A 25,756-nucleotide genomic window follows, 5' to 3' on the forward strand; every position below is an offset into this window, starting at 1 on the left:
CGGGTGCGTATTGAACGGCGCGTGGGACTAGCGCTAAGACCTCGCGACCCCCGCTTCACCCGGCGGTCGCGCATGCGGATTGCCTTGCGTCGTCTCGAGCGACGTGTCGTGATGCAGCAGCAACACCGCCGCCATGCCGATGAGTCCCGCGCCCGACAGGCATAGCAGCCCGGCGCCGAAGCCGCCGGTGCTGTCCTTGATCCAGCCCATCGCGAACGGCCCGAAGAAACCCGCCAGGTTGCCCAGTGAGTTGATCGCGGCGATGCCGCCCGCGGCCGCCGCGCCCGACAGGAACGCGGCCGGCAAGGTCCAGATTACCGGCAGGCAACCGAAGATGCCGAAGCCGGCAATTGATAGCGCGATCATCTTCTGCACCGGATTGTCGAGGCCGGCCGCGGCTGCGATGCCGGCCGCCGCGACGAACAGCGCAATCGCGACGTGCCAGCGGCGTTCGAGGTGGCGATCCGAATGCCGTCCCCACAAAATCATGCTGACGAGGCCGACCACGTACGGCAGCGACGTCACGAAACCCGTCTGCAGATTAGTGAGGCCGAACGACTTCACGATCTGCGGCAGGAAGAAGCTCAGGCCGTAGTTGGTCGCGTTCGCCCCGAAATAGATCAGCGCGATGGCGAGCACGCGCGGATTGATCAGCGCCTCCTTCACGCTGAAGTGGCGCACCGCCTCGCGATGCTCGCGCTCCTGCTTCTGCCGCGCGATCAGCCAGTCGCGCTCCTCGGTGCTGAGCCAGGTGGCGTCGGCGGGCTTGTCGGTCAGATACAACAGCACCGCGACCGACAGCAATACCGCCGGCACCGCCTCGATCAGATACAGCCACTGCCAGCCGCCGAGTCCGCCGCGGCCGTCGAGCGACAGCAGCGCGCCGGAGATCGGGCCGCCGATCACCGTCGACAGCGGAATCGCCGCCATGAAGTAGCCGACCACGCGCCCGCGATACGCGGCCGGAAACCACAAGGTCAGCAGAAAGATGATGCCCGGGAAAAAGCCGGCCTCGGCGACGCCAAGCAGAATGCGCAGGCCGTAAAACACGTGCGCGGGCGAGAGCCCGGTGAAGCGCGCGATGTCCGGGATGAACGCCATCGCGCCCGCGAGAATACCCCACGTAAACATGATCCGCGCGATCCAGCGGCGCGCGCCGAATCGTTCGAGCAGCAGGTTCGACGGCACTTCGAAAAAGAAGTACGCGATAAAGAACACGCCCGCGCCGAAGCCGAACGCGCTCGCGGACAGATCGAGCGCCTTGTTCATCTGCAAGGCCGCGAAGCCGACGTTGACGCGATCGAGATAGGCGATGAAATAGCACAGGATCAGGAACGGCACGAGCCGAACCGTGACGCGCTGAAGGGTACGTGCCTCGAGATCCATATATGTCTCCTCCGGTTCGGCGACCGGTGTATGCCGCTATGTGGTGGGGTCCGTCTGCGGTTCGAAATGCCGGTCCGTCGAACAGGCATCGTTACAGACTAGACGCTCAAAAGGGATTCCGGAAGGTCTTTTGTGAACCATGTGGTCCGCTCATTGCCGACGCCGTCGCGGCGTGGCGCTCGTGTCCATTGTTGGGACTCGCGCAACAGTGTTTTCGGTTGTATCGGCTGATCTTGGGCGAACGATTCCGGATAATTGCTGCCTGACTAATCAGTTAAAAATGCAGGTGATCCACGATGTCGAATCAGGGTTCGGACATGCTTGCTGAGGCGCGCAAAACGGTGCGGGTACGCGAAGTCGCGTCCGTCGCGCGAGCGGAAAGCACGGAAAAGAAGAGGGCGCCGCTGCCCACGCGCATGCGCGGGGTGGCGGCGGTGGCGCTCGCGTGCGCGAGTCTCGTCGGGTGCGCGTCGAGCACGGATGTGGTCGCGAGCGGCAAGCCCGGCAGCTACACGGTCGCCGCCAGCGCGACCGGAGGACGCATGGCCTGGGCGCGCGCGCACGAACTCGCGATGAACGAGGCGCGCGACTACTGCGATCGTCTCGGTATGCAAAGCAGCGTGAAGACGGAGACGGTCAGCGGCGTCAGCGCGATGACCGAGCACGGGTCGTCGGTCAGTTTCGAGTGTCATCCGCGGTTCTGACGCAGCGTTGCGCGCGGGCGGCGGGTGCCGCCGCCCCATGACGATCACTTTCGGCGCCGTTATCGATACGGCTGCGGATCGCGCCCGCCAGCACATAGCCCACCACGAACGCCTGACCATGCCGATGCGGCGCCGATTTGCCGCCCGGCGCGTAGTCGACGACGAGCGCGGTCATCGTCTTGCCCGGCACGTTCGCGATCGGTACGGCGAAGGCGGGGGTGATGGTTTCGTGAGGGGCTGCGCTCGCCTCGCCGGTGTCGGCGGCATAGGTGTAGCGGCCCGATAACATAAATCGCCGGGACCGATTACATCGGTGTTTTGGGGCCACATTAGCTGAGAATATCGGCGCACCGGGGACCACATTACGTGAGAACGGGCCCACATTAGTTGGAACAGCCCGATTACATCGGGCAGGAACCACATTAAGCGAGAACGTCACAGCGGCACGCCCGCGGCCAGTAGGCGGTCATGGAACTCCTGGGTCCTCTCGGGCGGCAGATGCCCGCCGAGAAAGGCACGCACCTCTTTGGGCTTGGCCCCCAACACCTCGATCAGCACCTTCGCGTTGTAACCGTTGCGCGTCAGACGAGCTTCGAGTCCGTCCAGATCCGGTGCCAGAATGTCGCGAACCGTATCTGCATCGACCGCTTTCTGCCCGACTCGAAACGCCTCCTCGAACGCCCTTGTCAAATACAACTCGAATTGCAGCGGTGTGGTCAGGCGTTCGCACTCTGGTTGATGAACTGCCATCCGGGAATTCACCCGAGTCCGGATTCCGTCCGCATCACTAGCCGGAGAATTCGATCCCGTGAGCATCAGCGTGTTATCGCGGAGTTCGCCGAGAACGCAATTCCCGCCGGGGATGTCGCATCGCGGGCGGCGTTCGTGCAGATGGCGCACGACGCTGGGGCCGACCTGTTTGCACGTCAGTCTGACGCGTCGTTGACGCGTTCGGATCGCTGGTCCGTGCTTGCATCGAGCAACATTCCAACGTTGCTCCTGTGGGGAGATGCTGACCGTTTCGTCCCGGTCGATGTTGGCCGTCGCATCGCTGCGCTGATGCCGCATGCATGCTTCGCCCCGCTCGAAGGATGCGGCCATTTCCCAACATTGGAGCGGCCGTCTCTATGCACAGAGCTTGCGCGGCAGTGGCTGATCGGATCTGCCCTTGGCTGAAGTTGTTGTCAGCGGTACCGCCGCTATATGGGAAAACTGGTAACGGCATCAGGCAAGTTTCGGCCAAGAAGCGACATTCGCTCGACCGCGACATATGGCTGAAACTCGTCGCATTTCCGTCATTCGCTGCCGCTTTTGATGTCGGCTGGCCGAACGACCTTTCATGCGGATTCGTCATCTCGTGCGGCCCGCCCGTTCTCCCGCCGTTGGCTATCGGCACGTTGAGTGGCGACATCGCGGAACGCAAAGTCACGACGGTGTGCTTGGGTGAGGTGGATCTACTCAACCTCACGAGGTGCCTTCCGGCGTGCCCGCCGTTGGTCCCAGCGCCTCTGCCATTCCTGATGCAGCGGCGGCAAGTTCAGGTACAACTGCTGAGTCGCGTCACAGAGGGCGAGTAATCCGTGAACGTTTGGGAATCTTGCACGCTGCGCTTCCGACCAACAGTGTGGGGGCCGATTCCAACCCAACAGCTCAGTACCGGTGAGGATCAGAACGGGGTTGATAGAGCGCTCGGCTTTCCAGTGCCTTCGTCCAAGCTTCGCAAGCTTGCCAATTGAGGCGATCTCTTTCGCGGTCAATGCTTCTCTCAACGTACTGAAAACGAGGACAGCCCCCGGGAAAGTGTCGGCGAGCTCACGCATTCTGTCGATGTCCTTTGCCTCGAATTGCCCGTATGTCTTGCACTCGCCAAACAGCAGGCCTTCGCTCTGCTCGCCGTAGAGCGAGTCTCTCCAGAACATGGCAAAGTCTGCTTCCATATCACGCTTGCCGGGTGACGTTGCCGTGAAGCTAGGAACGGATGTCGTCCGTAATGTTGTATGCATACGGTCACTGAGGGCGTCAATGGTCAGCAATACGGCGTGCGCACCGTCTGCGTAATTTGGGACGCTAAATGGTCCGGCGGTCCGGTAGTACCATCCGCCTGATGACTGGTCGACATTTCCGGCAGCTGGGAAGGAGCTCAGGCACTTCGGGCACTCTAGCGACTCGCTTAGTGCTGACATAGCAAACCAGGTATTGCGTTGGCAGGTAGGACACTGCGTTCGCAGCCCAAGCTTGAAGACGCCTCTGCTGAGAAACGTGTCGTACAACAAGGGACTCTTAAGTCGGCTCTTGACTTCGCCGACAGACACCTCACGCGCCGCTGTTATCCGGCTCGCGTCAATCGGTGTTCCGTTCCTGCTCACAGAACCGCCATTCATGTGTTCGAGCAGTCCTAGGACGAATGGCACTTACTTAAGCCCGTGGAGCGTGCCCATATTTTTGGACGCGCTCACGTGCGATGTGACGAGGCTCTTTCAGCCATGGGTAGGACTTCGGTCTTCGTTTGCGCATTCGTGGTTCGATGCGACCGGGGCGACTCCCAACGCAAGAGTGCGTGATCAGGTTGAACAGGAGACTCTGGTTGTGAGTTGCCGTCAGACCTCTGGCCAGCCATTCAGTCCATAACTGCACCGTGTGTTTGAAACTCAGTGTTCTCGGGTCAGTGGCATGGTGACTGGCGGCCTGAGCCATCAGCAGCCGAATCACGTTGTAGGCCAGCAGATGGACCCAGATCTCCTTTTCGTTCATGTGGGCAGTCTGGCAATGCAGCACATCCATGCCCATCGTCGTCTTGATGTTACGTAGATCCAGTTCCACGTTCCAGCGCCTGGCGTACAACTGCGAGAGGTCCTGTTTGCTGGTCTTGCGTGCATCAAGCATCGTGGTGACCAGCACCCGGTGATGCAGCCTGGACTCGCGCACCATCAGCTCATCGGGGAAGGCCTGGTACTGCTCATGCGTCATCCAGTCAGGACGCTGCCGGGGTTTGGGCCACGTCACAATGTGATCGCGCGTGCCCAGGGACCGGCCTCGCCGAAAGTCGGTGCGGCGTGCCCCATGCTGTTCCATCACGACGTCCACCCCGGCGGCGATCATTGAGGCCATCAGAAAGTAGTGGCAGTACAAGGCATCGGCGACGATCACGTCACCTTTGCGAAACGTGCCTTGCAGCATGCGAAACGCCGTCAGCTCCCCGCTGCCTTTGCCCGCGTAAGTTCCGACCGCCGACTCCAGTACTGCGCCGCTTGCCAGACAGATCACCGCAACCAGATAGGCCAATGGAAAGCCCACTCCTTCGGCCTGAGCACTGGACTGCGGGAAACGGGCCTGGTTCGACGGCGTATCGGGCATCGAGATCCCGGTGCCGTCAACCAGCTTGACCGGGCGCCCGCGCCACTTCCAGGCAGCCTCGGCCTGCTCATGCAGTTGGCGCCCCGTCTCGCGCGCCAACTCCCGCACCATCGTCAGCGGCAGTCTCTGGCGAGCGCGGCAGTAGCCTCCCGTACGCACACTCATGGGCCGCAGCCCGTCGGCAGCTCGCTGCGCCGCCCACCCGTTGACTGCCTTCTGACAGGAGGCGTCCTCTTCCAGCGCCTGGCGCATGAACATCGACAGTGTCACCGTCGGCGGATACAGCCGTTCCCGATGTTCTGGCAAATACGCTTCCGTTATGCCCAACAGCCCCGGGCTCGTCAGTATGTTGAAGTAGTCTACCGCCTGGGCCCTGCACGCCCGGCTTTGAACCCTGCTTCGTGTTTGCCTGTGATGACTTCGTGCATTACGATCCATGGGGGCTGATCTTTGGAATGAGACGGTGTTTGCCTGGTAACAACCATCGTATCAATCCCTGGATCAGCCCCCTCCCTTTCTCTTCAAGCACTTACCCGCGTCTTCTCCTCCATGTAGGCTTAAGTAAGTGCCATTCGTCCTAGGACTGCTCTGTTCGCAAGCAGTCTGGGATTGCCACCCAATCGTTTGAAAATCTGCTTGGCCAGAATGCCGGGCGGTGACAGCTCGGCCTTCCACCCTCGGTCTTCTAACCAAGCAAAGAAGATCGTTTCCGAGGAGGGCACAGTGCGCGACTCGATGAACGAATGTTGCACGAGTTTCACCAATCCGTGTCGCCCAATGCGCCATTCACCTCTAAGACCACCAATACCGGAAATCGCGCTAGCCAGATGGTCCCCCTTAATTTTTGGATAGACCTCTGCGAGATGCTCTTCTGCGCCAAACAGTCGCAAGTCGAATTCGTTGGCACAAAGCCCTTGGCTATGGAACCATTCCCGCGGTGCAAATTCTGGCACCAATGGCTTGATTCGCATTTGTAGGTCGGAGGGGCTTGCAATGTCGATTGAGTACTCGCCCTCTGCATAGATGTCGACCACGCCGCCGTCTTTGCTACGGGCCCATTCGTCCCATATCCGTGGATACCAGTGCTGCAACGAACAGTACGATTCGTTCGCGGTGGTTGAGTCTGCCCTAGGAAATTCAAGCGCTTTCGCATACGCCGCCATTTCATCCATGGTGGATTGGCGACTGCGAATGAATGACGCGACATCGAAGTGTTTAGGATCGTGTGGCCATTGCCGTCGCTCCTGGACGAGGAATTCGACCACCACCCTCCTGAATGATTCGTCCTGCATAAACTGCTTCGGCAGTGGAAGTACGTTCCTACCAGTGGCGCGAAGATTCCAGTAGTCGACGACGTCTTCGATACTGCTCGCATCCATGAAAAAGATACATGCGTGTCGTCCATAGTTCAAACGGCCTTGATTGAGAAGGCCCCATGCCGTAATTCTTCTTGGGAAAAGAACGTCTGGTTCCGTGAGTGCCGGAAAGGACTCTGCCGTAACAGGTGGTCTCTCGATCTCCAGTGGTTCTGCGTATTGGCTCGTTATCGCCGAAAGAAAGTCGTCGTCGTACTCTCCATATACGGCTGCCCAAAACAGTCCCAGCTTATTCGGAATAACTGGCACAACGACTTTTGTGGGGTATTTTGACTTGTACTTGAAGCATTCTGCGTAAATGGCATCGAGCAGTGTGAATGCGCCAATTCCGTAGGTGGGTTCGCCTAGGGCCTGCGCTCTCTCCCACATTTCTTGAGGCTTTACAATCGCCAGGCGTGTATCGGTGATATAAGACGGAAGGCTTTCAGAAAACTGCACTAGGATGTCGGGATCGAAGGCATCGATATAGCCGCGCACCACGTCGCTTGAGGCAGGAGGCGAAAAGGGCCGTTCACGCCAGCTCGCGGGCATCCGCTTAAAGAGCGGGATGATTGGAAAGTAGACCCCTCCCCACAGGCTACTGGCAAGACGGATAGCTTCACGAACCTGCGAAGCTCTATTGGGATCAACTAGGAAGGCCAGCTTGGTCGGTCGAATCTTGATGTCAGAGGTGGCCTCGTTCGTTCAGACAGGATCTGCGAGTTTTTAAGTGGAATCGCTGAGGCAGTCAAGCTGCCGATTTTATCGCTGGCAGCGTCGCGAAGTATGCTTCATCCGGTGTCTGGTCGGCGAGCTTCGAATGAGGCCGGTTCTGGTTATACCAGTTCAGGTAATTGCCGATTGAGCGGCGGGCGTGGCTGACCGAGTCATATGCTTTCAGATAAACCTCTTCATATTTGACGCTGCGCCACACCCGTTCGACGAACACATTGTCACGCCAGGCACCCTTTCCATCCATGGACAGAAGAACGTTCCGGCTGAGTACCGCGTCGGTGAATTCGGTTGCGGTGAACTGGCTGCCTTGATCCGTGTTGACGATCTCAGGCAGCCCGTATTTCGCAAACGCTTCCTCCAGCGCCTCGACAGCATGGCAACTCTCCAGTGTGATCGCCACCCGGTGTGCCAGCACCCGACGGCTCGCCCAGTCCACTACGGCTGTCAGATAAACGAAGCCGCGCGCCATCGGGATGTAGCTCGTATCGAGTGCCCAGACCTGATTGGCCCGATCGATCTTCCTGTTGCGCAGCAGGTACGGCCAGATCCTGTGGGCCGCATGCTTGCGGCTCGTGTTGGGCTTGCGATACAACGCCTCGATGCCCATGCGCTTCATCAGGGTGCCGACGTGCCTGCGTCCGACCTTGATGCCTTCGCGACGCAGCAGCCGTGCCAGCATTCGCGCCCCTGCAAATGGATGCTCAAGGTGAAGCTCGTCAATCCGGCGCATCAATTTCAGATCCGCTTCGCTGACGCCACGCGATCGGTAATAGACGCTCGACCGGCTGATGCCTACCAGCCGGGCCTGCTGTGTCATCGGCAGGGCGTGATCACGATCGATCATCGCCTTACGCCCAGCAGTCCCGCCTTGCTGAGCGCGCTTTCTAAAAAATCGTTCTCCAGCGTCAACTGCCCAATCTTCGCGTGCAGCACCTTCACGTCAACGGGCGGTGCCGCCGACGCCGCGTTGCCCGCTTCGAACACATCGGCAACCCGCTCCTGCAGTTGCTTCTTCCAGTCCGTGATCTGGTTTGGATGGACATCAAACTGCTGGGCCAGTTCTGCCAGCGTCTTGTCGCCCTTAAGCGCCGCGAGTGCCACCTTTGCCTTGAACGCCGGTGAGTGTGTCCGTCGGTTTCGTTTCGTCATCTTCTGGTTCCTTGTCGCCGGCCATTATGACCGACTCACGCCCCAGCTTTTCCACTCAACGAACTGTCCGAATTCTCGGCGCCACCTCTGTCAACAGTGCCGCGCATATGATCCAGATATAATTTTTTGCGATGACGCAGTTTATCAAGCGTTGGGGAAGCACGTAGGTGCGTCGTCCGCCCAACGCCCGCGCGGGGCTGGCCGACAGCGTCGGCATCTGGAATACAGCACTCAAAAACCCAGGTGAACGTGGATGTGCGATAGACGGACAGTCCGGGACCACCGTGGTGGCTTGGGATCACTCGATCAGTTTCGCGATACGCAGGAAATAAAGGCATCCGCAGCAGCGGATCCTCACAGGCCGGAATCGTTTCAAGATCAGACACTCGAAGACGGTACGCCGAAGGTCCGCTGCGGGTCGCGTGCTGCCGATCGCAGCCCTGCGGGGGGCAAGCTGCGTATGCCCCGCCCATTGAGGGTGCGGCCGGTCGCGTCACGTCCTTGCGTTCTTATGGCTTGACGTCCTCGCGGCCATGCGGCGTTGCCAGCGCATGGGTTGCATCAGGCAGGAAAACCGCCGGCTGCGTTCGGCGACTTCTCGTGCTCATCAAGCACGAAGGCTATGCCGTCCTTCCGGCACATGCGGCGCACTGCGCGCCGCGCGGTAATCAGGCCAGACGGCAGGCCGCCGCCGGGCATGACCCACTGGCCGATCATGAGGAACCGCCGCAGGCCGGGCAGCGTTGGCGGCAAGGGTCTTACGCCCGTCTGCGGCGTGAGCAGCCAACCTTCCATGCTGCCTTGCCAATTGCGCGTGCAGCGGACCACGGTGGCGGGCGTCGACACGTCGACCACTTCTATCGCTTCGCGCACACCGGGCGTGGACTTGTCGAATATCGCGATCACGGTGTTCGCCACGCGCTGCTTTTCCGCTTCATATCCTTGCGGGTCGTGCTCGCTCAACCGCGACCAGTACCCCACGTTGCGCGTGGGCAGTGTGCACGTCACGGCGGTCTTGCCTGCAGGCGCGAACGTTGGATCGTAGTGGAACAGCCGGAAGGCGATCTGATGTAGCACTGTTTGCGGGTCTAATGTGAACGGCTTGTCGAGCAGTCGCATCACATATCCGCATTGCTGCGAAAGATCGCGCGCCACGCCGAGGCTCACCTGCAGGAACGAAGGGAAGGGCTTGTACGTGCGATAGACGTGCGCCATGCGCTGGCCGACATACCGCCCGTCGAGCATGTTGTACACGGTCGTGTGCCCGTCGGCGGCGGAGACGACCCAGTCGGCGTCGATGCGCTCGCCGTCGTCCAGTTGCACACCCACTGCAGTGTCGTCTTCCACGAGAATCTGCTCGACGCTCGAGCCCGTGCGCAACACACCACCGAGCTGCTGCAGGTTCTGCGCGATCGGACCGATCACCGCGTGCGAGCCGCCTATTGGATAGCCGGCGTTGCGGTTGCTGACCCATGCGAGCGCGAAAACTAGCGCAACGACCGCGAGCTGCGCGTTTTCTCCTTCGCCGAAGAAGCCTCGCAGCAACGAGTCGTTGAACCGCTTGCCATAGTCTTCGGAAGTAATGTGCGAGAGGTTTTGAAGAAGAGGCATGTGGCGAAGCAATTGCAGCCCCGTCGTGAGGCGGTCCTGCCAGGCGCTGCTCAACGACGGAAGCGGGCAGTGGCTCAGGCTGCGGACGGCATGCATGAACTGGCGGATCTGTGCTTCGTCCTGCGGTGCGTGCTGCAGCAGCTCCGCTTCGAGGCGCTCGAGATTCGAGTAGATGGACAGACTATTTCCGTCTTCGCTTTCTACACGCATCCATTCTTCCGGGTAGACGAAATGCAGGCGGTCGATATCGAACACTTCGCGCCATAACGCGTGCGTGGGGTCGTGCAAATTCGACCCGAGCAGCCAGTGCAGACAAGCTTCGAACGTATAGGTGCCACGCTGCCAGCTGGTGGCGAGTCCGCCGGGACGTTCGTGCTGCTCGAGCACGGTGACGGCGTATCCGCACTTGCGCGCATGAACCGCGGCGCACAGGCCAGCAATGCCGGCGCCGATGATGACGACCTTTCGGGGAATGGGGTTCATGGCTGCGACTCCAGCGGGATGAGGGGATCGTATGGCGCGTATTACGACGCGTACGGCCGTATGGGAGCGTGTGGGACGTTGGATGGACGCGCGCCACACACATCAACTAATGTGTTGCGCGGTGCGGTACTACTGTTGATCTGTATCAAGCGCGGAGCGAACTACACCACGATCTGGCCGGCCGATGCAGTGCTTGTGTTGCGCACGCTGATTGCGCTCTTCATCGTCGGTGGGCTCGTCGCGATCTGGGTGCGCGTGGCGCTGGGCTGGCAGTGGGTGCATGAGCCGCTCCTCCGGCTCATGCATCTGGTCGCCATCGGCATGGTGGCGGCGGCTCATCACCTGCTGTCCTGATGGTGGCGCTCATCGGCGCGACCCCGGTTGAATCCGCCCCCGCAAGCGGCCGTTGATGGCGCGCCGACCCGACCGTCAGCTGCGGGTCGCGTGGCTGCGGATCGCCGACAGGCAGCGGGCGGTCAGAAGGCGACCTCCGTTCGTTGCGTCGCCATGACATTCAGGCGGCAGTTCTGCTTCGATACTGTTGAAAAAGTCGCTACATGGCTTTTGCAATTGGCAAGCTAAAAAATCGACCTCTCAGATCGGCCCACGAACCGCTCGCGAGCGTCGGTCAAGGGTAAGAAGACCCATGAAAACCTCCCGAGAGAGACGGTCAGCCACTTTTTCAACAGTATCGCTTGAGAGCCGCCATATATGTCTCGGTGGGGCCGACGGTCAGCAACGGGTCGGCAAGGAGCATTCGAATTTCTCGAAAGCCCCGTTCGCTGTCGACAAGTTCCAGCGGAAGTCGAATGGCTGCTGTGGCACCGAAGTGAAGACCTTCCGCAGCGTAGGAGGCCGTCCTTGGAACGTCGAGTGCCTGTCGAACACTTGAGTCGAAGCGAGGTGCACGATTGCGCCCTAGGTCCGCGCTTCACACCACGCTCAACTTATCCACGACGCGCTGTACTCCTTTCGCTGACCACGCAGCCCCGCACGCAGCGCGCTTTTCTGCCAGCGAACTGACAGTACCGGTCAGCGTGACGACCCCGTCGTGCACGTCGATTGCGATGCCGGCGAACTCTCGCTTTGCACGTCGCGCAAGTGCTGCAGAAATCTGGGCACCAACGTCGGCGGCGACTTCATCGGCCCGGACGGTGATCTGGTTCGACACACCCATTACTCCACGCATGCGGCTCACCAGCATTTCAGCGGCATGACGCTGATAGCCCCAGTCGACTTCGCCGGCAAGGGTCACGCAACCGCGTTCGACTTCGACCTGAATGGCGTCCTTGGGGAAGTCCTCCTGCCACTTGAGCGCCGATAAGATCGCGGTGGCGAGATCCTCATCGCTGTGCGACGCAGGCGACGATTCCGGGACATTCAATTCCATCACGAGCGCGCGGCAGCCGGTCACACGTTGCGCCGCCTTCTGTGCCGCGAGTTTCTGCGCGTAACTCGACACTGCCCCCACGAGTGTAACGATGCGATCATGAACCGTTACCCTGATCTGCCTGGCGTCGATTGCCGGGTCCCAGAGCAATTCCTGCTCAACGTCTTGTTTTAGCGCTTGGTCTGACTTCATCCCGGTCTCCTGCACAATCGTCGACGGCGCCGAAGGACGCCGGTACGGCGACGCATCCCGCACGTGGCGTGACGCGCAACTTCTAGCATCGTCCGAAGCGTTCTGACTATGTTGATATCGATCAACCCAGAGCTTCAGTGTGCGCGGGCGTGGCCCGGCCCCGGCGCGCGCCCGCTATGACGGTGATCGTTAAGGGTTATTCGACGCCTGCCGGCGCGCGCCGAGGTACGTCGCGTTCCTGTGGCCAACGGCAGGCATCGAATAACCCTTAACGTTAGCTGACGTTGACACGCACCTTGGCTGAGCCGCTTGGGCATTCTCACTTAATGTGGTTCCTGACCGATGTTATCGGGCTGTTATCACATAAAGTGGGCCCATTCTCCATGTAATGTGGTCCCACGCGTGCCGATCTTCTCAGCGAATGTGGTCCCGCAAACCCGATGTAGTCGGTTCCTGCGTCGGATGTTATCGGGCCGCTACAGATAGGTCACGCCGGTCCGCGTGATGCTATCGATGAACGCCTTGAACGCAGACGGCATCGACCAGTTGTACATCGGCATGGCGAACACCAGCGCGTCGGCGGCGAGAAGGCGCGCGCACAGGGCATCCGATGACGCCAGCGTCGCCCGCATCGCCGCCGTGCGCTCGTGCGCCGGCGTGTACGTGGCGATCGCGAACGCTTCGGTGACGTGCGGTGGCGTGTCGACTGTCAAGTCCAGATAATCGACGTCGAAGTCGACGCGTGCTTCGCGCAGACGCTCGAGAAAATAGCGGGCGAGCGCGCGGGAATTGGATCGCTCGCGTTTCGCGCTGGCCTCGACGTGCATGATCTTCATGTGGTCCATCCTTGCGGTGGGTTTGACGTGAGATCAGGTTAGAGGGTCGACTGGCTTGGTGGAATAACCGGTTTTGTCGAATTCAAGGTAACCACTTATCGCGACTCGCGTGGTGACATGCCGCCGGGGCGGCGGCAGTCCTCAGTCTTCGCGTGGTTTGGCGTTGGTCGAACGTTTGACGAACGGTGCGCCCGAGAAGCCCACCGTCGCGCGGCCCTGCACGGGTGATGTTTCGCGGGCGCGGCGGGCAGGGCGCGCGGACGTTTTTTCTGTTCGCGCCGTCTCGATCTGACGCGAGAGCGTGCCGATACGCTCGCGCAACAGGTCGGTCGCCGCCACCCGTTCAGCCAGCAACGCATCCTTTTCCGCAAGCTGCCCGCGGGTCGCGGCATGCCGCGCAGCGGAGGCAGCCAGTTCTGCCTTTGATGCGGCCAACTCGTCCCGAATCGCGTCGCGCTCGGCCCGCGATTCGGCTTCGAGCGTCGCCGCCCGCTCGTGACTCGCCTGGAGCTCCTTACGCAGACGTTGCGCCACCGCTCGTTCACCGTCGATTTCGAGCAAGGCGCGCTTTTCCGCCGCGGCGAGCCGCTGCTCGTTCTGCTCGTGCGAGCGGCGCAGCTTCGCGAGTTCGTCGGCGAAATCGCGGCGGGCATCGGCGAGCGCGGCGGCTCCTGCCGCGATTTCTTCCTTCGATGTCGCCAGTTGCGCCGTCAGCATGTCGTTGGCCGTCTGCAGCTCGACGATGCGCGCGTCGAGTCCGGCAATCCGCGCGCGCAGGGTCGCGACATCGTTGGCCGCCTGTTCGGCTTTGTCGACGGCGTCTTGACGCTGCTTGTCCTGTTGTTTGGCCTGTTCTTGCGCGGCGGCGATTTGCGCGTCCGCGTCGTGCCTGAACACGTCGAGCGCGGCGTTCGCGGCGTCGCTCGACAGACGCCACAGCTGGGCCGCCAATTCGCCGGCAGCCGCTGCGACCTCGGGCGGCAAGTCCGGACGGCCGACGTCCACACGCGTCTTGTCGCGCACGTCGGTCCAGAAATCGCGCAACGCTTTGGCCGGCGCGCTCATGCTGCCTTTGCGCACCAGCTGGTACAGGCGGTTCGCGGTCGGCGTTTCGCCGTAACGGAAAAACAGCAACGCGCAGACCTCGCGATAAAGCGTCTGCGTGTCGGACGCGTTTTGACGGGCGACTTCGATGTCGGCTTCGAGGGTCATGGTGGAAGCGGCTTTGGGGAAATATGGATGTGTTGATAATACAACGTAAAACGCACCATATACTACACAATTCAATCCACAACACGACATTAGTACTATAATGTCGCGTTCATGATTGGCGTCCGGATTATTCAATCGACGGGTCGGCAGCGAATATCGATCAGAGCGCGGGAAACTGCATTTCGCGCTTGCATGGAACGGGAAGCCGCACAATGCTGCAACGCAGGCTAACGCGCGCCAGCGTGTGTCGGGCCGCCGTCGGTCAGTGCGTGCGCGCTCGCGCTGCGATCGTTTCGAGTTCTTGTTCCGCGAGATCGAACGCGCCACGAATCGCCGCCTCGGCGTTGTCGCCTGCGCAATGAGCGATCGGCTTGAATTCGTGCGCGGGCGTGATCAGATCGAGTCGCACGTCGTAAAGCAGGCTGCTGCGGTCCGGGCGTAATGCCTCGATCGCCAGATGGCAGTTCGACAAGAGCGCTTCGAACCGCGCGAGACGCACCAGTTGCGCACCTGCCTCCGCTTCAAGCTGCGCCGCGCCTGGGAAGCCAAGATAGACAATCTGCATGCCGATGCCCATCCTCCGCTCCCCTCTCGTATATGGTCCGGACGCTCTGCGAACCGTCCGTGGTCAGCGCCAGATACCACTGGCTTATAGTGTTACGACGCAAAACGTGGTCATTGACCTGAGTCAAGCGCGATGAAGAGCGGTGCAAGCGGTCATTGGTCCGCGCGCGTTACCGAATACCTATCGGCGCTTAAAACCGCGCGCTCATCGCAGGTACCTGTTCATCGGGCGGGAACACATCCCACGAACCGGTGCCGTTCCGGAAAAAAACGATCGTCAGGGGTCTTGAAGAAATCGCGCCTTCGAGCCGGACATAACGCGCCCGCGTGATCGCCATGCGGCCGGTGCGCACGACATGCGCGGGTGTCGCGCGGGTTGGCGCAAGCCATTTCTCGACCAGTGCCCGCAACGGAATGACAGTGTCGTTCATTGCCTACTCCTCAGTCTCGCCGAGCTTGACGCCGTGCAATGCGGCGTGCCTTCGAATCTATTATTGGCAACGGACCGCGTTATCTAAATCAGCGACGGCGGAAACGCGGGTAGTCCGTCGAGACCGATCGTAGGAATCGGCTGACCCTCGATGAACGATCGGACGACAGCGTCACCTTGGCGCGGACTGATATGCTCGCGTGCACCGGCGGCCTGCGTCATCTCGCCGAGCGCATCCATGCGCGAAACTCGCCTTCGACCGCGACGATCGCATCCGCGCAGGTCGAATACAGCAGGCTCGCTTTGCCGTCGGTGTCGTACATACCGCGGCACATCGCTTTCAGCTGGATCTGCGTGTTACCTTCGTCGGTGTGCTCCTTCAGCGCCGCGAGATACACGAAGCCGAACGAATGCGGTCGCGCGGTTTCGATCTGTGTGTCGTCAGCGCGAACGATCCGGCTCGCCGAATGCGTGGCGACGAACGCGCGTGCGCGCGCCCACGCCGCCTTGCAATCGTCCTGGGCTTCGCAATGCACGGCGGCCTGCTGGCGCGCCTCGAACAGCGCGACCTCCTCGCGACGGAAGGCCGCTTCGCGCGCCGCGCTCGCGCAGCCGGCGATCAGCACCGGACCGAGCATCGACACACAGAGCCAGCACGCGGCGCGCTTCACGACTGCCCCCGTGCCGACGTAGCCGGCGGCACGCAGGCGCCCGTCGCGGCCAGTTCGGCGATTTCGGCGGTGATCTCGTCCTGCCGGACGATCCGGTAGTCGCGCGTGAGTTCCTGCAGCCGGTCCTTCACATGACGGCTCGCCGCCAGCATCGCCCCGACGCGCGCGGCGGCGATGCCGCGCATCGCGCCGATCACCGTGTCGAGCTGTCTCGCCGAGGCAATGCGGCTCTCGATCTCACTGAGTTTGCTGCTCATCGCGGCTCCAATCTGCTTGCGTCGCGTCCGCCCACGGCGCCCGCGTCGCGCACTCCACGATCGGTTCTGGAATCCCCACGATAGCGGTACGCCGCGGATGAAATCTGATCCTGATCAAACCTCGCAAGCGACACCGGCCGGGGACACGCGCCGAGACCCGCGTCGCGATGCCGAACCGCGCTTTATTGACGACGATCAAGCCGAACCTGCGCGACGCGCTTACGCTGGCGATGCACACGGCCACGGCCACGTAATCACCCCGCAGCGAGGACGACATGAGAGCGGCTCTGATCGTTTCGATTCTGTTTGCGCTGCTTTGCATGTCCGGATGCGGGACCGATCCGGCGCCGGCTGCCGATCACGAACTCGCCGCGGCGTTCGCCGACGTGCTGGACCTGTACGACGCACGCCTCGACCTGACAGCGCAGGCGCTCCTCACGCTCGCGCGCGGGTATCTGCCGCCCGATGCGCCGGTGCTCGCGAAAGTGGCAAGGTCACGCGCGGCCGTCGCGGATCTGCAGGCGTCGCCCGCGCTGCTCGATTCGCCGGCTTCTTTTGAACACTTCGATGTCGCGCAACGCGATCTGACCGACGCGATTTCGCAACTGCTGATCGCCTGCGAGGGTGTCCACCGTCTGAGCGCGAGCCCGCCGTTTCACGCGCTGCAGTCGCGGCTCGCCTCGTCGGCCGGCCAGATCGCCTTCGCGCGCGAGCGCTACGACGAAGCGGCACGGCGCTACGACGCGGCGCGTCACGGCTTGCCTTTGCACCTTGCGGATGTCATGCATCCGCAGCGCGACAAGCCGACTTTCACGATGCCGGACCCAACGCCTGTCCACCGTCAACCACGCACCGACTTCGGCGCGTTGCGCGGCTCGCTGCGGGTTTAGCGCGCTTGATCTGCGTCATCAGCCGCGCTTACCCGGCCCCTGGACTCGATCTCAGCACGGGCTGCCGCCCGTCTCTCCATGTTCAGCCACGGAGCACCGGCGACGAGCTACAAAAGCATTCTCGTTCATCTCGATACGAGCGCGCGTGGCGCAGTTCTGATCGGCAGCGGACTGGCATCGGTTGCCCTGACTCAGCGTTTCGTCGGCAAGCACAGTCTGGTACTCGGTCAGAAATGTGCTCGGTACTCAACGGCGCGCGATCGAATCGCCTAACTGTTCGTCGTGCTCAGCGGCGTCAGATAGAAAGTACTCTCTTCTCGCCTCTCGATAACACGCGGGACGTAGGCGTCGTACCCAGCGTGACCTATCGATTCCATATTCCAGTTGCACGTCTCAGCATCTACCGCGTGGACCTTCGGCAGCGGGACTGGTATTTCCACCCGGTCTTCACCTGCTGGTTTGTCCTGATGGATCTTTCTTTGCCATTTGCTGATCCAGGGAAAGTTTGGAAGGCCGCGATGGCAGACACGATGCCGACAGCGGGTTGTGGTGATCAATACTCTTACTACCGCGTATCCGACGCGCAAGGATTCAAGGCTTCCCGTTGATCGCCGTCAGATATCGTGCGATCTGATCAACCTCATCGGCAGCCAGCGGCGCACCGTAGACCGCACGCATCTTGGCCACTTCCGCTTTCCACTCCTGAAACGACAATGGCGGTTGCCGGGTGACCATTCCGGCTGAATGGCAAATCACGCATTGCGCGTTCGCGAGGTTCGAACCAACGCCCGGCGGGAAAGTCAGGCTGCCATTGGGCAGCGTGACGTCGACGGTCCGGATTACGGCAGCGCCTCCAGGCTTGTCCGGCCCGGCCATGGCAGACGCGCTCACACAACTCGCCCATACCAGCAGCACTGCAGCAGACGCTTTCATGTTCGCCTCCTCACGCGACGACCACAGTTGCCGATTCGACGACATTGCGCATATAGCCGCCGCTGTTCCAGTTCGGTGTGTCCGGCTGCTCAACGCCGTTCTCGTTGACCGCCTTCACCTTCAACACAAACTGGCCGGCGTAATGGGGTGTGAACTGCGCATCCCAGCGGCGGAAGCTGTATTTTCCATAGCTTTTTTCAAGGCGCGCCGGCATCCATGAACCGCCCCCGTCGGAGGAAAACATAACCCGCTGCACACCCGCGTCGCCACCGAATGCGATTCCCCTGACCGTCCGCGTCCGCATCACCGGGAGCACGGAACCGTCGCCGAGGTTCGTGAAGAACGATCTTGGCACCATCCGGTTGATGGGCACCGTCTTGACGCCAGTCTGTCCGGGTTCGACATTCGCGTGAGGTGTGTCAGGAATCTGGTACGCCTTGGCCATCCAGAAATTCTCGTCCGGCCGGTCGATGACCTCGATGTCGTTCAGCATCTTCATCCAGTATGTCGAATACCAACCGGGCACCACGAGCCGCAACGGGAACCCGTTCAGAAGCGGCAACGCCTGGCCGTTCATCCCGAACGCCACGATCACTTCGCCGTCGCGGGCATGGTCGACAGTGAGCGTTTTGATGAAGTCGGGCGTGGCCGCGATCACCCCTGTGTCGAGCCCATTGAAACGAACCTGAACGGCGCCCGCCTTAACCCCTGCCCGATCCAGAATATCCTTGAGCCGCACGCCGGTCCACACGGCGTTGCCCATCGCGCCGTTGCCCCACTCTCCGCCGGCGACACGCGGTTTGAAGAAACCGCGAGAGTTGCCTGCGCACTGATTCACGGCAGCCACTTCGACGTGAGGAAAGCCATTCATGATTTCGCTGACGCTCAGGCTAAGTTCGCGGCCGACCAGTCCCCGCACCACCAGTCGGAAGGCGCCGCCGTCGACCCGGGTCGGAATGCCGGCCAGATGCCAACGCACGAAAAACCGGTCATTTGGGGTGAACACGCCTACGTCGAATACGGAAAACGGTGTTTCGAGCAATGGCGGGCGGCTTCGCAAGAGGAGCATCTCACCCTTATGCGGAAACCCACTCGTCAACTCTCGCAGACCGTTCGCGAACGGCAGCGTCACTGCATTGGCAGCCCACGAGCGGCGTACCCAACCGCCACCCATGCCTATCAGGCCGCCTGCCGCCAAGGCATGAACGAACTGTCGGCGTTTCGTCCCGTATTCGTCTCTCATTGTGCTCTCCTGTGCACGCCTATCGGCTTCTTTACGTCCCTATCGGGTCTGCGGAAATTAAGGAAACGCAGGTATGGTCGGATCCGTGCCCTCGACATCCGCTGCGCTGCGCAAGCGTCGCTGCGGGCAAGTCTTCGAGAGGTACATCGGGGCGGGCCAGCACGTGGATATGCCGCCATTCGACGCGCTTGAGAAGGAGTTCGTCGATGATCCCTTTTGCGCTCTCGACGTTGGGCAACAGGAAATAGATGCGCCTCATCTCGTGCCTCCTGTAGGGAATACCCGGAACCCCGGCCGGGTAACCCATGACTGTGCGCCACCCCAACCCGCGCGATGTGCAAGGAAATTCTGTCATTCAATATAGTCTCAATTCCGACTGACTTCCTTCGTCGCACCGATCAGACTGACCCGATCCGGCTGGCATCCTCGGAGAGTGTCATCGCGGACGACCAGCGCGCACTACAAAGCGTCGACGCGGTTCACATCGGGAAGCCACGGGAGCATTCAACATCGCACGCTCTGCCGCCATGTCGCTCGTCTACAAGCCGCGCCGATAAATCTGAAGCGGTAATGGACCAGCCAGCGCAGCACACGGGCAGCGAACATTTCGGCCAGATTGATTTGCATCAAATGCGGCGGCGGACACGTCACTAAGCTTGGTGGTGATGCCCGTCAGATTGGCGGCCATACTGATCCTGGACAACATCGTCCGGGCGGCTCGTTAGGGTGTTCGCATATTTCAGATGGAGTTCGCCATGTCCCACAATGCCGACGAAGTCGCCTACCTGCTAGACCGCGCGGCCTCGCTTGACGCCGCCGCGCGGGCATTGTCGGTTGCGCTGGAGGCGCCCTGCCATGAGCCCCGCTTCACACTCAAAGGTATCGTGTACAAGGCGTTAGGCAACAAGCCCGGCTTTACCGTCGCCCTCCACGGCGTCACCTTGCTGCCCGTATATGAACACGTGCTGGACCGATCTGGCGACAGTCCCGATCTCTTTGCAAGGATTCAACTGTGCTTGCCAGGCGACGGCACGAAACCGGGTAAAGTTCTGATCAGCCTGCTCGTAGCGGACACCGGCGACTACTCGGACGATGGCACATCCAGTTTGGCCTACAGCACCTACGACCCTACCGGCCGACCCAGCGACCTCTGTCGCTACAGACTCTCGCTTGCCATTGCCGAGGCAGTACAGGCCTCTTTGCCGGTGCTATCTCCCACCGACGCGTCAGCGCGGCCGGCGAAAGACGACGCACTGCGCGTAGCCTGACGCGACGCCGCAGCGCACATCGCGCACCAGCGTCTAACCAGCACGAAGACGATTGACACGCGCGCGCAGCGCATCGATTTCGTCGAGCAGATCGAGGGCGAGCGCGATGCCAGGAGGGTTGATTTGAAGATCGCGTGCGAGCCGCTGTGCGGTCCGTACGCGCCGAAACGCCGCACCACTGAAACGCCATTCCTGCGGTTGATCCCCCTTGGGTTCGAACACGCCTTCGGAGACCCAAAGCCTCAATTCCTCTTCCGATGCCCCGCTCGCCCGACTTAATTCGACGAGCGTAAACTCGACACTCTCGTCGACAACCTGTCCTTGCAGGCAGGTCGTCGTCCTGGTCTCTTTCACGATGATCCTCCATAAAAGTGCGCGCGCGGATCGAAGTTGAAGGCCCGTTGCATCGATTCGTAAGCGGCCTTCGCCGTTTCGCTGTCCGCCGGCGGCAGAACGATGTTCAGTATCACGTAGAGATCGCCAGGCGGATTGGCGGGGATCCCCTTGCCTCTGAGTCTCAGGCGTCGGCCGCCGGCGGAACCCCGCGGTATAGTCATCTCGACCATACCATCCGGCGTCGGCACCGCGATCTTCGCGCCCAGCGCGGCTTCCCACGGCGCGACCGGCAATTCGAGCGATACGTCGCGGCCGTCGACGCGAAAGCGGGGATGTTCGCGAAACCCGATTTCCAGGTAGAGGTCGCCAGCGTCCGCGGGCGTGGCACCCGCGCCGCCCTGACCGCCTAGCCGAAGATGCTGGCCCGCGCGTATCCCTTTCGGAATCGATATGTCGAGCGTGCGCGATTCCAGTGCGACATGGCCTTGCGCATCGATCACCGGCACTTGCAGCGAGATCGAACGCTGCGCGCCGCGATACGCGTCTTCGAGATCGATCAGCACTTTCGCGTGATGATCTTCGCCTCGCACGTTGAACGCCCTGGGCCCCGCATGCGCATGCGCGCCGCGCGCGCCGCCGAACATCGACTCGAAAAATTCATGGAAGTCGGTCTGCGCACCCGGCTGACTGCCCGCGCCGCGGAATTCGAAGCCTTCGTCCCAGTTAGGCGGCGGCTGAAAATCCTGACCGTCGCGCCATTTGTCGCCCATGCGATCGTAGGCGGCGCGCTTCTCGGGGTCCTTGAGCACCTCGTAGGCCTCGCCCAACTCCTTGAAGCGGTCTTCCGCATCGTCATGCTTGCTGACGTCAGGATGATATTTGCGCGCGAGCTTACGATACGAACGCTTGACGTCTTCCTGAGAAGCGCTGCGTTCGAGACCCAGGATCTCGTAATAGTCCCTGTATTTCATTTTGGAGGCTGACCGATGAGGAACGGGGGCGGCAATATGGGTCCAACGCGCCAGTGGCGGCGCCCGGTTCACTTTATACCAATCCGGACAGCCCAGCAGAGCCGCGGCAGCTCTCTCGCCGACGGCCGGCCGTTCAAATACCCGGCATGACCGGATACGGCTCCGTATGGTCGTCGACGCCCTTCACGCCGGGGATGCTCTCGGCTGCCACGCGAACCGCCTGAACGGACTCCGCCGAGTGGAAGACGCCCCAGAGATGGATCACGCCGTCGCTCACGACGATGTTGCGTCCTGCGAATGCCCACTTGTGGCCGGCCAACTCGCCCATCAACATCGCACGAATCTCCCGGTCCGTGACGTCGGCGCCGGCGTCGCGCGCAGGCTCCTCCGGGAGACTGGCCAATGCCTGAATCAGATTGGCTCGGCTGATAATGCCGCTCATCTTGCCGGCCCTGGTCACGGGCACGCGTTTGATATGCTGCGTTTCGAGAAGTGTGGCGACGTCGCTGATCGGCGTGTCTTCGTCCACGGAGACGACCTCGCGCGACATCACGTCTTCGACTTTCAGTCCATGCGACTTCACATAGTTGCGAGCGTCGTCGCTCGCGGAGAACAGGTCGAGCCATGACGAACGCACGGGTTTATCGGTGTCGAGCTCGACGCGTCGAAGCAGATCGCCTTCGCTGATCATGCCGACGATAGCGTCGGCCGCATCGACTACCGGCGCGCCACTGATTCTCTTTTCCACGAACATCCTCGCGACTTCGCGCACGGTCATGTCGGGCCTGACGGATACCACGTTACGGGTCATTATGTCGAAAGCACGCATGGCAAGTCTCCTGACTATTGCGTTGAGTGTGGTTTGAGTTGAGCGTAGTCTGCCGTCTGAAGCGACAACGTCTTTGACATCTTCAGCTGCACCCACACCATCCCCTCGCGCAGACCGGCGAGCACGGCTTCGCGTTCGCTCGGAAGTACGCTGCTGTGCGTGAACTCGTGGGTGAAGACGCCTTCCGGTGTCGTGTGACTGAGCTGGATCGAGCAGTTGAAACCGCCCGCCGTCGGATGCGTCACGACCGATACCGACCAATGGCCGTCGCCAACTTTTCCGGAAAGCGTCATGAGTCGCTCCTGATGTTTCACCCAGATGAAGTGACGCGGGCCGCACGCAAATGCGCCCCGGCCGCCACGCCGCAAGCTAGCCCACGGTCAGATTGTCGATGACCGCATGCACGCCCGGCGCCGACCACGCGGCCCCGCGCACAGCCGAGCGCTCCGCCGCCGAATCGAGCTTGCCCGTCAACGTCACGGTGCCTTCGTGTGCCTTGATCGCGATATGCTTCGCTTCACGGTCCGTGTGACGCTGCAGGGCCTGGCTGATTTGCTCGCCGATATCCTGCGCGGCCGCGTCGCTAACGATACGGATCACGTTCGATACGCCCGTCACGCCACGCATATGCGAAATGGTGCGGGTCGCGACATGACTCTGATAGGCATTGTCGACTTCGCCGCTTAGTGTCACCCAGCCCTTTTCGACCTGCACCTTGACCGACTCTTCGCTCAGCCCGACGGTCCAGCGCAGGATCGTGCGAACGGCTTTGGCGATGTCTTCGTCGGTGCGCACGTCCGTATGCAGCAGGCGAACATCCATTTCCACGACCACGGCCTTCACGCCCGCGACACGTTGCGCCGCCTTTTCCGCCGCGACTTTTTCCGCGTAGCTGACCGGGTGGCCGGACAGCGTGACGACGCGGTCGCATACTTCGACGCCGATGTCCGTGACGCTGACGGCCGGATCCCAAGCCAGCTCTTCTTCGACCTGCTGCTGTAATTCCATGTCTGACTTCATTGCCTGCTCCTTGTTGGCATGCAAGGGTTGCCGCTGCGCCGGGACGTACAGCGGTGCGCCCGGCGCCGCGCCAATCAGTTGATCGGCAGGCGTTTGCGCGCGGAGGCCGCTTTCTTGGGCAGCGTCAGCGACAGCACGCCGTCCTTGTACTGCGCCGTTGCAGTGGCTTCATCGATCTCGCTCTGCAGCGAGAACGAACGGCTGACGGCGCCCGAATAGCGTTCGCGACGAACCACGCGTTCGCCCTCCTTCAGCTCCTGCTTACGCTCGACCTTGGCGCTGATCGATACGAGATTGCTGTCGATCTTCACGTCGATATCGTCTTTCTCGACGCCGGGCAGTTCGGCTTTCACGGTGTACTGGGTATCGCTCTCCGTCACATCGATCTTGATATCGGCAAGCGGCGCCTCCCCGCCCGCGCCACCGCGCAGTGGGCGGAACAGGCCCTGAAAGAGATCCGACATGGGTTCGATTGCAAACGGGTCAAAACGGGTCAAGTTGCTCATCGTGTTACTCCTTGGATCATCCATTACGGTCATGGATAGGGGGCTGGGTTAATGGCGCGGGTGCGCATGCGTCCGCGCAACGCGCCGGTCAGGACACTTCATTAATCACTTTCAGCGCATGCGTGTCCGCGGCACGGCTGAAGGTATCGTAGGCACCGGCCACGTCTTCGAGCTTGAAGCGGTGCGTAATCGGCCGCGCGGGATCGATGCGGCCCGCTCCGACCGTCTTTAGCAGCATCGGCTTGTCTCGGCGTGCGCAATGCGCACGTACTCGGCCTGGGTGCCATCAATCTTGTTGCCCAGAACCCGGCCGCCCGTATGTGCTAACTCCGTTGAGGGAAACTGGCCTGCCATACGACCGACTTTAGGCCGTCTCGCGCCACATGGATTGACATGTATCAAGCGATAGTCGTCGGTCGCCGCCCGCTCGAAACGTTCGCCGCGCCGCTTCAGCCCATATGCATCCCACCGTTGATGGCGAAGTTCGCGCCGGTGACGAAACCCGCGTCGTCCGAACAGAGGAACGCCACTAGCGCGGCCACTTCGTCGGGTTGCCCGAGGCGGCCAACCGGAATCTGCGGCAAGATCTTCGTCTCCATCACATCCTTCGGCACGGCCGCGGTCATCGCGGTCGCGAGGTAACCGGGCGAGACGGTGTTGACCGTCACGCCATGTTTCGCGACCTCCAGCGCCAGCGACATCGTGAAGCCATGAATCCCCGCTTTCGCCGCCGCGTAGTTGGTCTGGCCGAAGGCGCCGCGCGCGCCGTTCACCGAGCCGATATTCACGATGCGCCCGAAGCGTTGCGCGACCATCCCGCCGAGCAAGGGCTTGGTCATATTGAACAGCGAGTCGAGATCGGTGCGTAGTACCGCATCCCAGTCGTCCTTGTTCATTTTCGCAAAGCTCGAATCGCGCGTGATGCCGGCATTGTTGACGAGAACGTCGACCGCGCCGAATTCGTCGAGCACGCGTTCCGCGCAATGCGCGCACGAATCGAAACGGGTCACGTCGGCTTCGTAGGCATGAAAACGGCGGCCGGCGTCGCGCTCGCGCACCAGCCAGGTGGCGACGTGATCGTTGCGTTCCGAATGCGACATGGCGACCACCATGCCGGCATCGTGAAGGCGTCGGCTAATGGCGGCGCCCAGTCCGCCCATACCGCCGGTGATGAAGGCAATGCGCTTAGCCGACATGCTGTTCTCCTGATTGCGCAAAGCGGCGTGCCGTCGCGGGAGGCGTCGCCGAATCCGTGCGCCAACCGAATGGCTCGCCGCCGTCCAGCGCGTTCCTGACCGTCTGTTCGAAGCGCCGCATCCAGTCCTGCAGCGGCAGCGTCGCGAGATCCATGCCGGCGCCCTGCCGCCGGTTGCCGGTCCATGCGGCCTGCCATCCGGCGAGCGCGTCGCGCATGTCGTCGCTGCAAGCGGT

Annotated in this window: 28 protein-coding genes and 4 pseudogenes; 5 read left to right on the forward strand and 27 right to left on the reverse strand. The window is 61.6% G+C overall.

The features are described 5' to 3' along the window. Positions 1 to 33: 33 nt before the first annotated feature. A complete protein-coding gene (locus tag OKW27_RS38035; RefSeq protein ID WP_429336476.1) occupies positions 34 to 1,386 on the reverse strand; it encodes an MFS transporter in 1,353 nt (450 codons plus the stop codon). A 296-nt stretch (positions 1,387 to 1,682) separates the two neighbouring features. Between OKW27_RS38035 and OKW27_RS38040 the strand changes: the two genes are divergently transcribed. Beyond that, positions 1,683 to 2,090 carry a hypothetical protein gene (locus OKW27_RS38040; RefSeq protein WP_429336477.1) on the forward strand — a complete coding sequence of 136 codons (408 nt, stop codon included), beginning with the start codon at positions 1,683 to 1,685 and terminating at the stop codon, positions 2,088 to 2,090. A gap of 55 nt (positions 2,091 to 2,145) precedes the next feature. On the opposite strand, the pseudogene OKW27_RS38045 reads toward OKW27_RS38040, so the two are convergent. The 7 genes and pseudogenes from OKW27_RS38045 to OKW27_RS38075 all read right to left on the reverse strand — a co-directional run. After that, positions 2,146 to 2,379, reverse strand: a pseudogene (locus OKW27_RS38045) (cupin domain-containing protein); the annotation flags it as partial. Positions 2,380 to 2,525: 146 nt separating this feature from the next. Then, entirely contained in the window at positions 2,526 to 3,191 is a 666-nt protein-coding gene (locus OKW27_RS38050; RefSeq protein WP_429336478.1) for a hypothetical protein, read from the reverse strand. A 353-nt stretch (positions 3,192 to 3,544) separates the two neighbouring features. Continuing rightward, positions 3,545 to 4,027, reverse strand: a complete 483-nt coding sequence (locus OKW27_RS38055) for a hypothetical protein (RefSeq protein WP_429336479.1) — start codon at positions 4,025 to 4,027, stop codon at positions 3,545 to 3,547. Positions 4,028 to 4,505: 478 nt separating this feature from the next. Then, the gene (locus OKW27_RS38060) at positions 4,506 to 5,882 is read right to left on the reverse strand and encodes an IS4 family transposase (RefSeq protein ID WP_429333435.1); all 1,377 of its coding nucleotides are present in this window, start codon (positions 5,880 to 5,882) and stop codon (positions 4,506 to 4,508) included. A 119-nt stretch (positions 5,883 to 6,001) separates the two neighbouring features. Beyond that, positions 6,002 to 7,297: a hypothetical protein gene (locus tag OKW27_RS38065; RefSeq protein ID WP_429336480.1), complete on the reverse strand. Its 1,296-nt coding sequence runs from the start codon at positions 7,295 to 7,297 to the stop codon at positions 6,002 to 6,004. Positions 7,298 to 7,547: 250 nt separating this feature from the next. Continuing rightward, positions 7,548 to 8,683, reverse strand: a protein-coding gene (locus OKW27_RS38070; protein ID WP_429333642.1) for an IS3 family transposase whose coding sequence is annotated in 2 segments (ribosomal slippage) — positions 7,548 to 8,419 and positions 8,419 to 8,683 — 1,137 coding nt in all. Because the reading frame shifts where the segments join, the coding sequence is not laid out codon by codon here. 561 nt (positions 8,684 to 9,244) lie between these two features. Then, positions 9,245 to 10,777 (reverse strand): phytoene desaturase family protein, encoded by a 1,533-nt coding sequence (locus OKW27_RS38075; protein ID WP_429336481.1) that lies wholly within the window; start codon positions 10,775 to 10,777, stop codon positions 9,245 to 9,247. 135 nt (positions 10,778 to 10,912) lie between these two features. Between OKW27_RS38075 and OKW27_RS38080 the strand changes: the two genes are divergently transcribed. Then, positions 10,913 to 11,131 carry a hypothetical protein gene (locus OKW27_RS38080; protein WP_429336482.1) on the forward strand — a complete coding sequence of 73 codons (219 nt, stop codon included), beginning with the start codon at positions 10,913 to 10,915 and terminating at the stop codon, positions 11,129 to 11,131. Positions 11,132 to 11,708: 577 nt separating this feature from the next. Here the strand turns inward: OKW27_RS38080 and OKW27_RS38085 are convergent. The 7 genes and pseudogenes from OKW27_RS38085 to OKW27_RS38115 form a co-directional block, all read right to left on the reverse strand. Further along, entirely contained in the window at positions 11,709 to 12,359 is a 651-nt protein-coding gene (locus tag OKW27_RS38085) for a BON domain-containing protein (RefSeq protein WP_429336483.1), read from the reverse strand. A 482-nt stretch (positions 12,360 to 12,841) separates the two neighbouring features. Continuing rightward, a pseudogene (locus OKW27_RS38090) lies at positions 12,842 to 13,195 on the reverse strand (FMN-dependent NADH-azoreductase); the annotation flags it as partial. Between the two features lie 141 nt (positions 13,196 to 13,336). Further along, a complete protein-coding gene (locus OKW27_RS38095; RefSeq protein WP_429336484.1) occupies positions 13,337 to 14,407 on the reverse strand; it encodes a DNA-binding protein in 1,071 nt (356 codons plus the stop codon). A 262-nt stretch (positions 14,408 to 14,669) separates the two neighbouring features. Then, entirely contained in the window at positions 14,670 to 14,984 is a 315-nt protein-coding gene (locus OKW27_RS38100) for a hypothetical protein (protein ID WP_090804894.1), read from the reverse strand. A 178-nt stretch (positions 14,985 to 15,162) separates the two neighbouring features. Then, positions 15,163 to 15,402 (reverse strand): hypothetical protein, encoded by a 240-nt coding sequence (locus OKW27_RS38105; protein ID WP_429336485.1) that lies wholly within the window; start codon positions 15,400 to 15,402, stop codon positions 15,163 to 15,165. 217 nt (positions 15,403 to 15,619) lie between these two features. Then, complete coding sequence (locus OKW27_RS38110) at positions 15,620 to 16,072, reverse strand: hypothetical protein (protein ID WP_429336486.1); 453 nt, start codon at positions 16,070 to 16,072, stop codon at positions 15,620 to 15,622. Then, the gene (locus OKW27_RS38115) at positions 16,069 to 16,329 is read right to left on the reverse strand and encodes a hypothetical protein (protein WP_429336653.1); all 261 of its coding nucleotides are present in this window, start codon (positions 16,327 to 16,329) and stop codon (positions 16,069 to 16,071) included. Before OKW27_RS38115 ends, OKW27_RS38110 begins: the two co-directional genes overlap by 4 nt. A gap of 275 nt (positions 16,330 to 16,604) precedes the next feature. Between OKW27_RS38115 and OKW27_RS38120 the strand changes: the two genes are divergently transcribed. Together OKW27_RS38120 and OKW27_RS38125 are read left to right on the forward strand one after the other, a co-directional pair. Further along, entirely contained in the window at positions 16,605 to 17,219 is a 615-nt protein-coding gene (locus OKW27_RS38120) for a LemA family protein (RefSeq protein ID WP_429336487.1), read from the forward strand. Between the two features lie 359 nt (positions 17,220 to 17,578). Further along, a complete protein-coding gene (locus OKW27_RS38125) occupies positions 17,579 to 17,827 on the forward strand; it encodes a hypothetical protein (RefSeq protein WP_429336488.1) in 249 nt (82 codons plus the stop codon). Here the strand turns inward: OKW27_RS38125 and OKW27_RS38130 are convergent. From OKW27_RS38130 to OKW27_RS38140, 3 genes and pseudogenes are all read right to left on the reverse strand, one after another. Continuing rightward, complete coding sequence (locus tag OKW27_RS38130) at positions 17,811 to 18,152, reverse strand: c-type cytochrome (protein ID WP_429336489.1); 342 nt, start codon at positions 18,150 to 18,152, stop codon at positions 17,811 to 17,813. The genes OKW27_RS38125 and OKW27_RS38130 overlap by 17 nt on opposite strands. Positions 18,153 to 18,162: 10 nt before the next feature. Next, entirely contained in the window at positions 18,163 to 19,395 is a 1,233-nt protein-coding gene (locus OKW27_RS38135; protein ID WP_429336490.1) for a molybdopterin-dependent oxidoreductase, read from the reverse strand. Positions 19,396 to 19,495: 100 nt separating this feature from the next. Next, positions 19,496 to 19,654 (reverse strand): annotated as a pseudogene (locus tag OKW27_RS38140) (DUF1269 domain-containing protein); the annotation flags it as partial. A gap of 496 nt (positions 19,655 to 20,150) precedes the next feature. Between OKW27_RS38140 and OKW27_RS38145 the strand changes: the two are divergent. Next, positions 20,151 to 20,663, forward strand: coding sequence for a hypothetical protein (locus tag OKW27_RS38145; protein ID WP_429336491.1), 513 nt, complete (start codon positions 20,151 to 20,153; stop codon positions 20,661 to 20,663). A gap of 33 nt (positions 20,664 to 20,696) precedes the next feature. On the opposite strand, the gene OKW27_RS38150 is transcribed toward OKW27_RS38145, so the two are convergent. From OKW27_RS38150 to OKW27_RS38190, 9 genes and pseudogenes are all read right to left on the reverse strand, one after another. Continuing rightward, entirely contained in the window at positions 20,697 to 21,017 is a 321-nt protein-coding gene (locus OKW27_RS38150; RefSeq protein WP_090804910.1) for a chaperone modulator CbpM, read from the reverse strand. Next, positions 21,014 to 21,970, reverse strand: coding sequence for a DnaJ C-terminal domain-containing protein (locus tag OKW27_RS38155; RefSeq protein WP_184043624.1), 957 nt, complete (start codon positions 21,968 to 21,970; stop codon positions 21,014 to 21,016). The genes OKW27_RS38150 and OKW27_RS38155 overlap by 4 nt, the downstream gene beginning before the upstream one ends. Positions 21,971 to 22,103: 133 nt before the next feature. Continuing rightward, positions 22,104 to 22,799: a CBS domain-containing protein gene (locus tag OKW27_RS38160; RefSeq protein WP_090804914.1), complete on the reverse strand. Its 696-nt coding sequence runs from the start codon at positions 22,797 to 22,799 to the stop codon at positions 22,104 to 22,106. 14 nt (positions 22,800 to 22,813) lie between these two features. Continuing rightward, positions 22,814 to 23,092, reverse strand: a complete 279-nt coding sequence (locus OKW27_RS38165) for a UDP-glucose 4-epimerase (RefSeq protein ID WP_429336492.1) — start codon at positions 23,090 to 23,092, stop codon at positions 22,814 to 22,816. A gap of 76 nt (positions 23,093 to 23,168) precedes the next feature. Next, the gene (locus tag OKW27_RS38170; RefSeq protein ID WP_429336493.1) at positions 23,169 to 23,819 is read right to left on the reverse strand and encodes a BON domain-containing protein; all 651 of its coding nucleotides are present in this window, start codon (positions 23,817 to 23,819) and stop codon (positions 23,169 to 23,171) included. A 74-nt stretch (positions 23,820 to 23,893) separates the two neighbouring features. Continuing rightward, the gene (locus OKW27_RS38175) at positions 23,894 to 24,325 is read right to left on the reverse strand and encodes an Hsp20/alpha crystallin family protein (protein ID WP_429336642.1); all 432 of its coding nucleotides are present in this window, start codon (positions 24,323 to 24,325) and stop codon (positions 23,894 to 23,896) included. Positions 24,326 to 24,413: 88 nt separating this feature from the next. After that, positions 24,414 to 24,566 (reverse strand): annotated as a pseudogene (locus OKW27_RS38180) (alcohol dehydrogenase); the annotation flags it as partial. A 208-nt stretch (positions 24,567 to 24,774) separates the two neighbouring features. After that, entirely contained in the window at positions 24,775 to 25,521 is a 747-nt protein-coding gene (locus OKW27_RS38185) for a beta-ketoacyl-ACP reductase (protein WP_429336494.1), read from the reverse strand. Beyond that, complete coding sequence (locus tag OKW27_RS38190; protein WP_429336495.1) at positions 25,511 to 25,738, reverse strand: hypothetical protein; 228 nt, start codon at positions 25,736 to 25,738, stop codon at positions 25,511 to 25,513. Before OKW27_RS38190 ends, OKW27_RS38185 begins: the two co-directional genes overlap by 11 nt. Positions 25,739 to 25,756: the final 18 nt, after the last annotated feature.

Origin of the sequence: Paraburkholderia sp. 35.1 (assembly GCF_050436525.1) — a bacterium.
Lineage (GTDB): Bacteria > Pseudomonadota > Gammaproteobacteria > Burkholderiales > Burkholderiaceae > Paraburkholderia > Paraburkholderia tuberum.

Coding starts and splice junctions, on each gene's coding strand:
- OKW27_RS38035 (WP_429336476.1), bottom strand. CDS start 1,386: ATGGATCTCGAGGCACGTACCCTTCAGCGCGTCACGGTTCGGCTCGTG.
- OKW27_RS38040 (WP_429336477.1), top strand. CDS start 1,683: ATGTCGAATCAGGGTTCGGACATGCTTGCTGAGGCGCGCAAAACGGTG.
- OKW27_RS38050 (WP_429336478.1), bottom strand. CDS start 3,191: ATGGCCGCATCCTTCGAGCGGGGCGAAGCATGCATGCGGCATCAGCGC.
- OKW27_RS38055 (WP_429336479.1), bottom strand. CDS start 4,027: ATGGAAGCAGACTTTGCCATGTTCTGGAGAGACTCGCTCTACGGCGAG.
- OKW27_RS38060 (WP_429333435.1), bottom strand. CDS start 5,882: ATGGATCGTAATGCACGAAGTCATCACAGGCAAACACGAAGCAGGGTT.
- OKW27_RS38075 (WP_429336481.1), bottom strand. CDS start 10,777: ATGAACCCCATTCCCCGAAAGGTCGTCATCATCGGCGCCGGCATTGCT.
- OKW27_RS38085 (WP_429336483.1), bottom strand. CDS start 12,359: ATGAAGTCAGACCAAGCGCTAAAACAAGACGTTGAGCAGGAATTGCTC.
- OKW27_RS38095 (WP_429336484.1), bottom strand. CDS start 14,407: ATGACCCTCGAAGCCGACATCGAAGTCGCCCGTCAAAACGCGTCCGAC.
- OKW27_RS38100 (WP_090804894.1), bottom strand. CDS start 14,984: ATGGGCATCGGCATGCAGATTGTCTATCTTGGCTTCCCAGGCGCGGCG.
- OKW27_RS38105 (WP_429336485.1), bottom strand. CDS start 15,402: ATGAACGACACTGTCATTCCGTTGCGGGCACTGGTCGAGAAATGGCTT.
- OKW27_RS38115 (WP_429336653.1), bottom strand. CDS start 16,329: ATGAGCAGCAAACTCAGTGAGATCGAGAGCCGCATTGCCTCGGCGAGA.
- OKW27_RS38120 (WP_429336487.1), top strand. CDS start 16,605: ATGAGAGCGGCTCTGATCGTTTCGATTCTGTTTGCGCTGCTTTGCATG.
- OKW27_RS38130 (WP_429336489.1), bottom strand. CDS start 18,152: ATGAAAGCGTCTGCTGCAGTGCTGCTGGTATGGGCGAGTTGTGTGAGC.
- OKW27_RS38135 (WP_429336490.1), bottom strand. CDS start 19,395: ATGAGAGACGAATACGGGACGAAACGCCGACAGTTCGTTCATGCCTTG.
- OKW27_RS38145 (WP_429336491.1), top strand. CDS start 20,151: ATGTCCCACAATGCCGACGAAGTCGCCTACCTGCTAGACCGCGCGGCC.
- OKW27_RS38155 (WP_184043624.1), bottom strand. CDS start 21,970: ATGAAATACAGGGACTATTACGAGATCCTGGGTCTCGAACGCAGCGCT.
- OKW27_RS38160 (WP_090804914.1), bottom strand. CDS start 22,799: ATGCGTGCTTTCGACATAATGACCCGTAACGTGGTATCCGTCAGGCCC.
- OKW27_RS38165 (WP_429336492.1), bottom strand. CDS start 23,092: ATGACGCTTTCCGGAAAAGTTGGCGACGGCCATTGGTCGGTATCGGTC.
- OKW27_RS38170 (WP_429336493.1), bottom strand. CDS start 23,819: ATGAAGTCAGACATGGAATTACAGCAGCAGGTCGAAGAAGAGCTGGCT.
- OKW27_RS38175 (WP_429336642.1), bottom strand. CDS start 24,325: ATGAGCAACTTGACCCGTTTTGACCCGTTTGCAATCGAACCCATGTCG.
- OKW27_RS38185 (WP_429336494.1), bottom strand. CDS start 25,521: ATGTCGGCTAAGCGCATTGCCTTCATCACCGGCGGTATGGGCGGACTG.
- OKW27_RS38190 (WP_429336495.1), bottom strand. CDS start 25,738: ATGCGCGACGCGCTCGCCGGATGGCAGGCCGCATGGACCGGCAACCGG.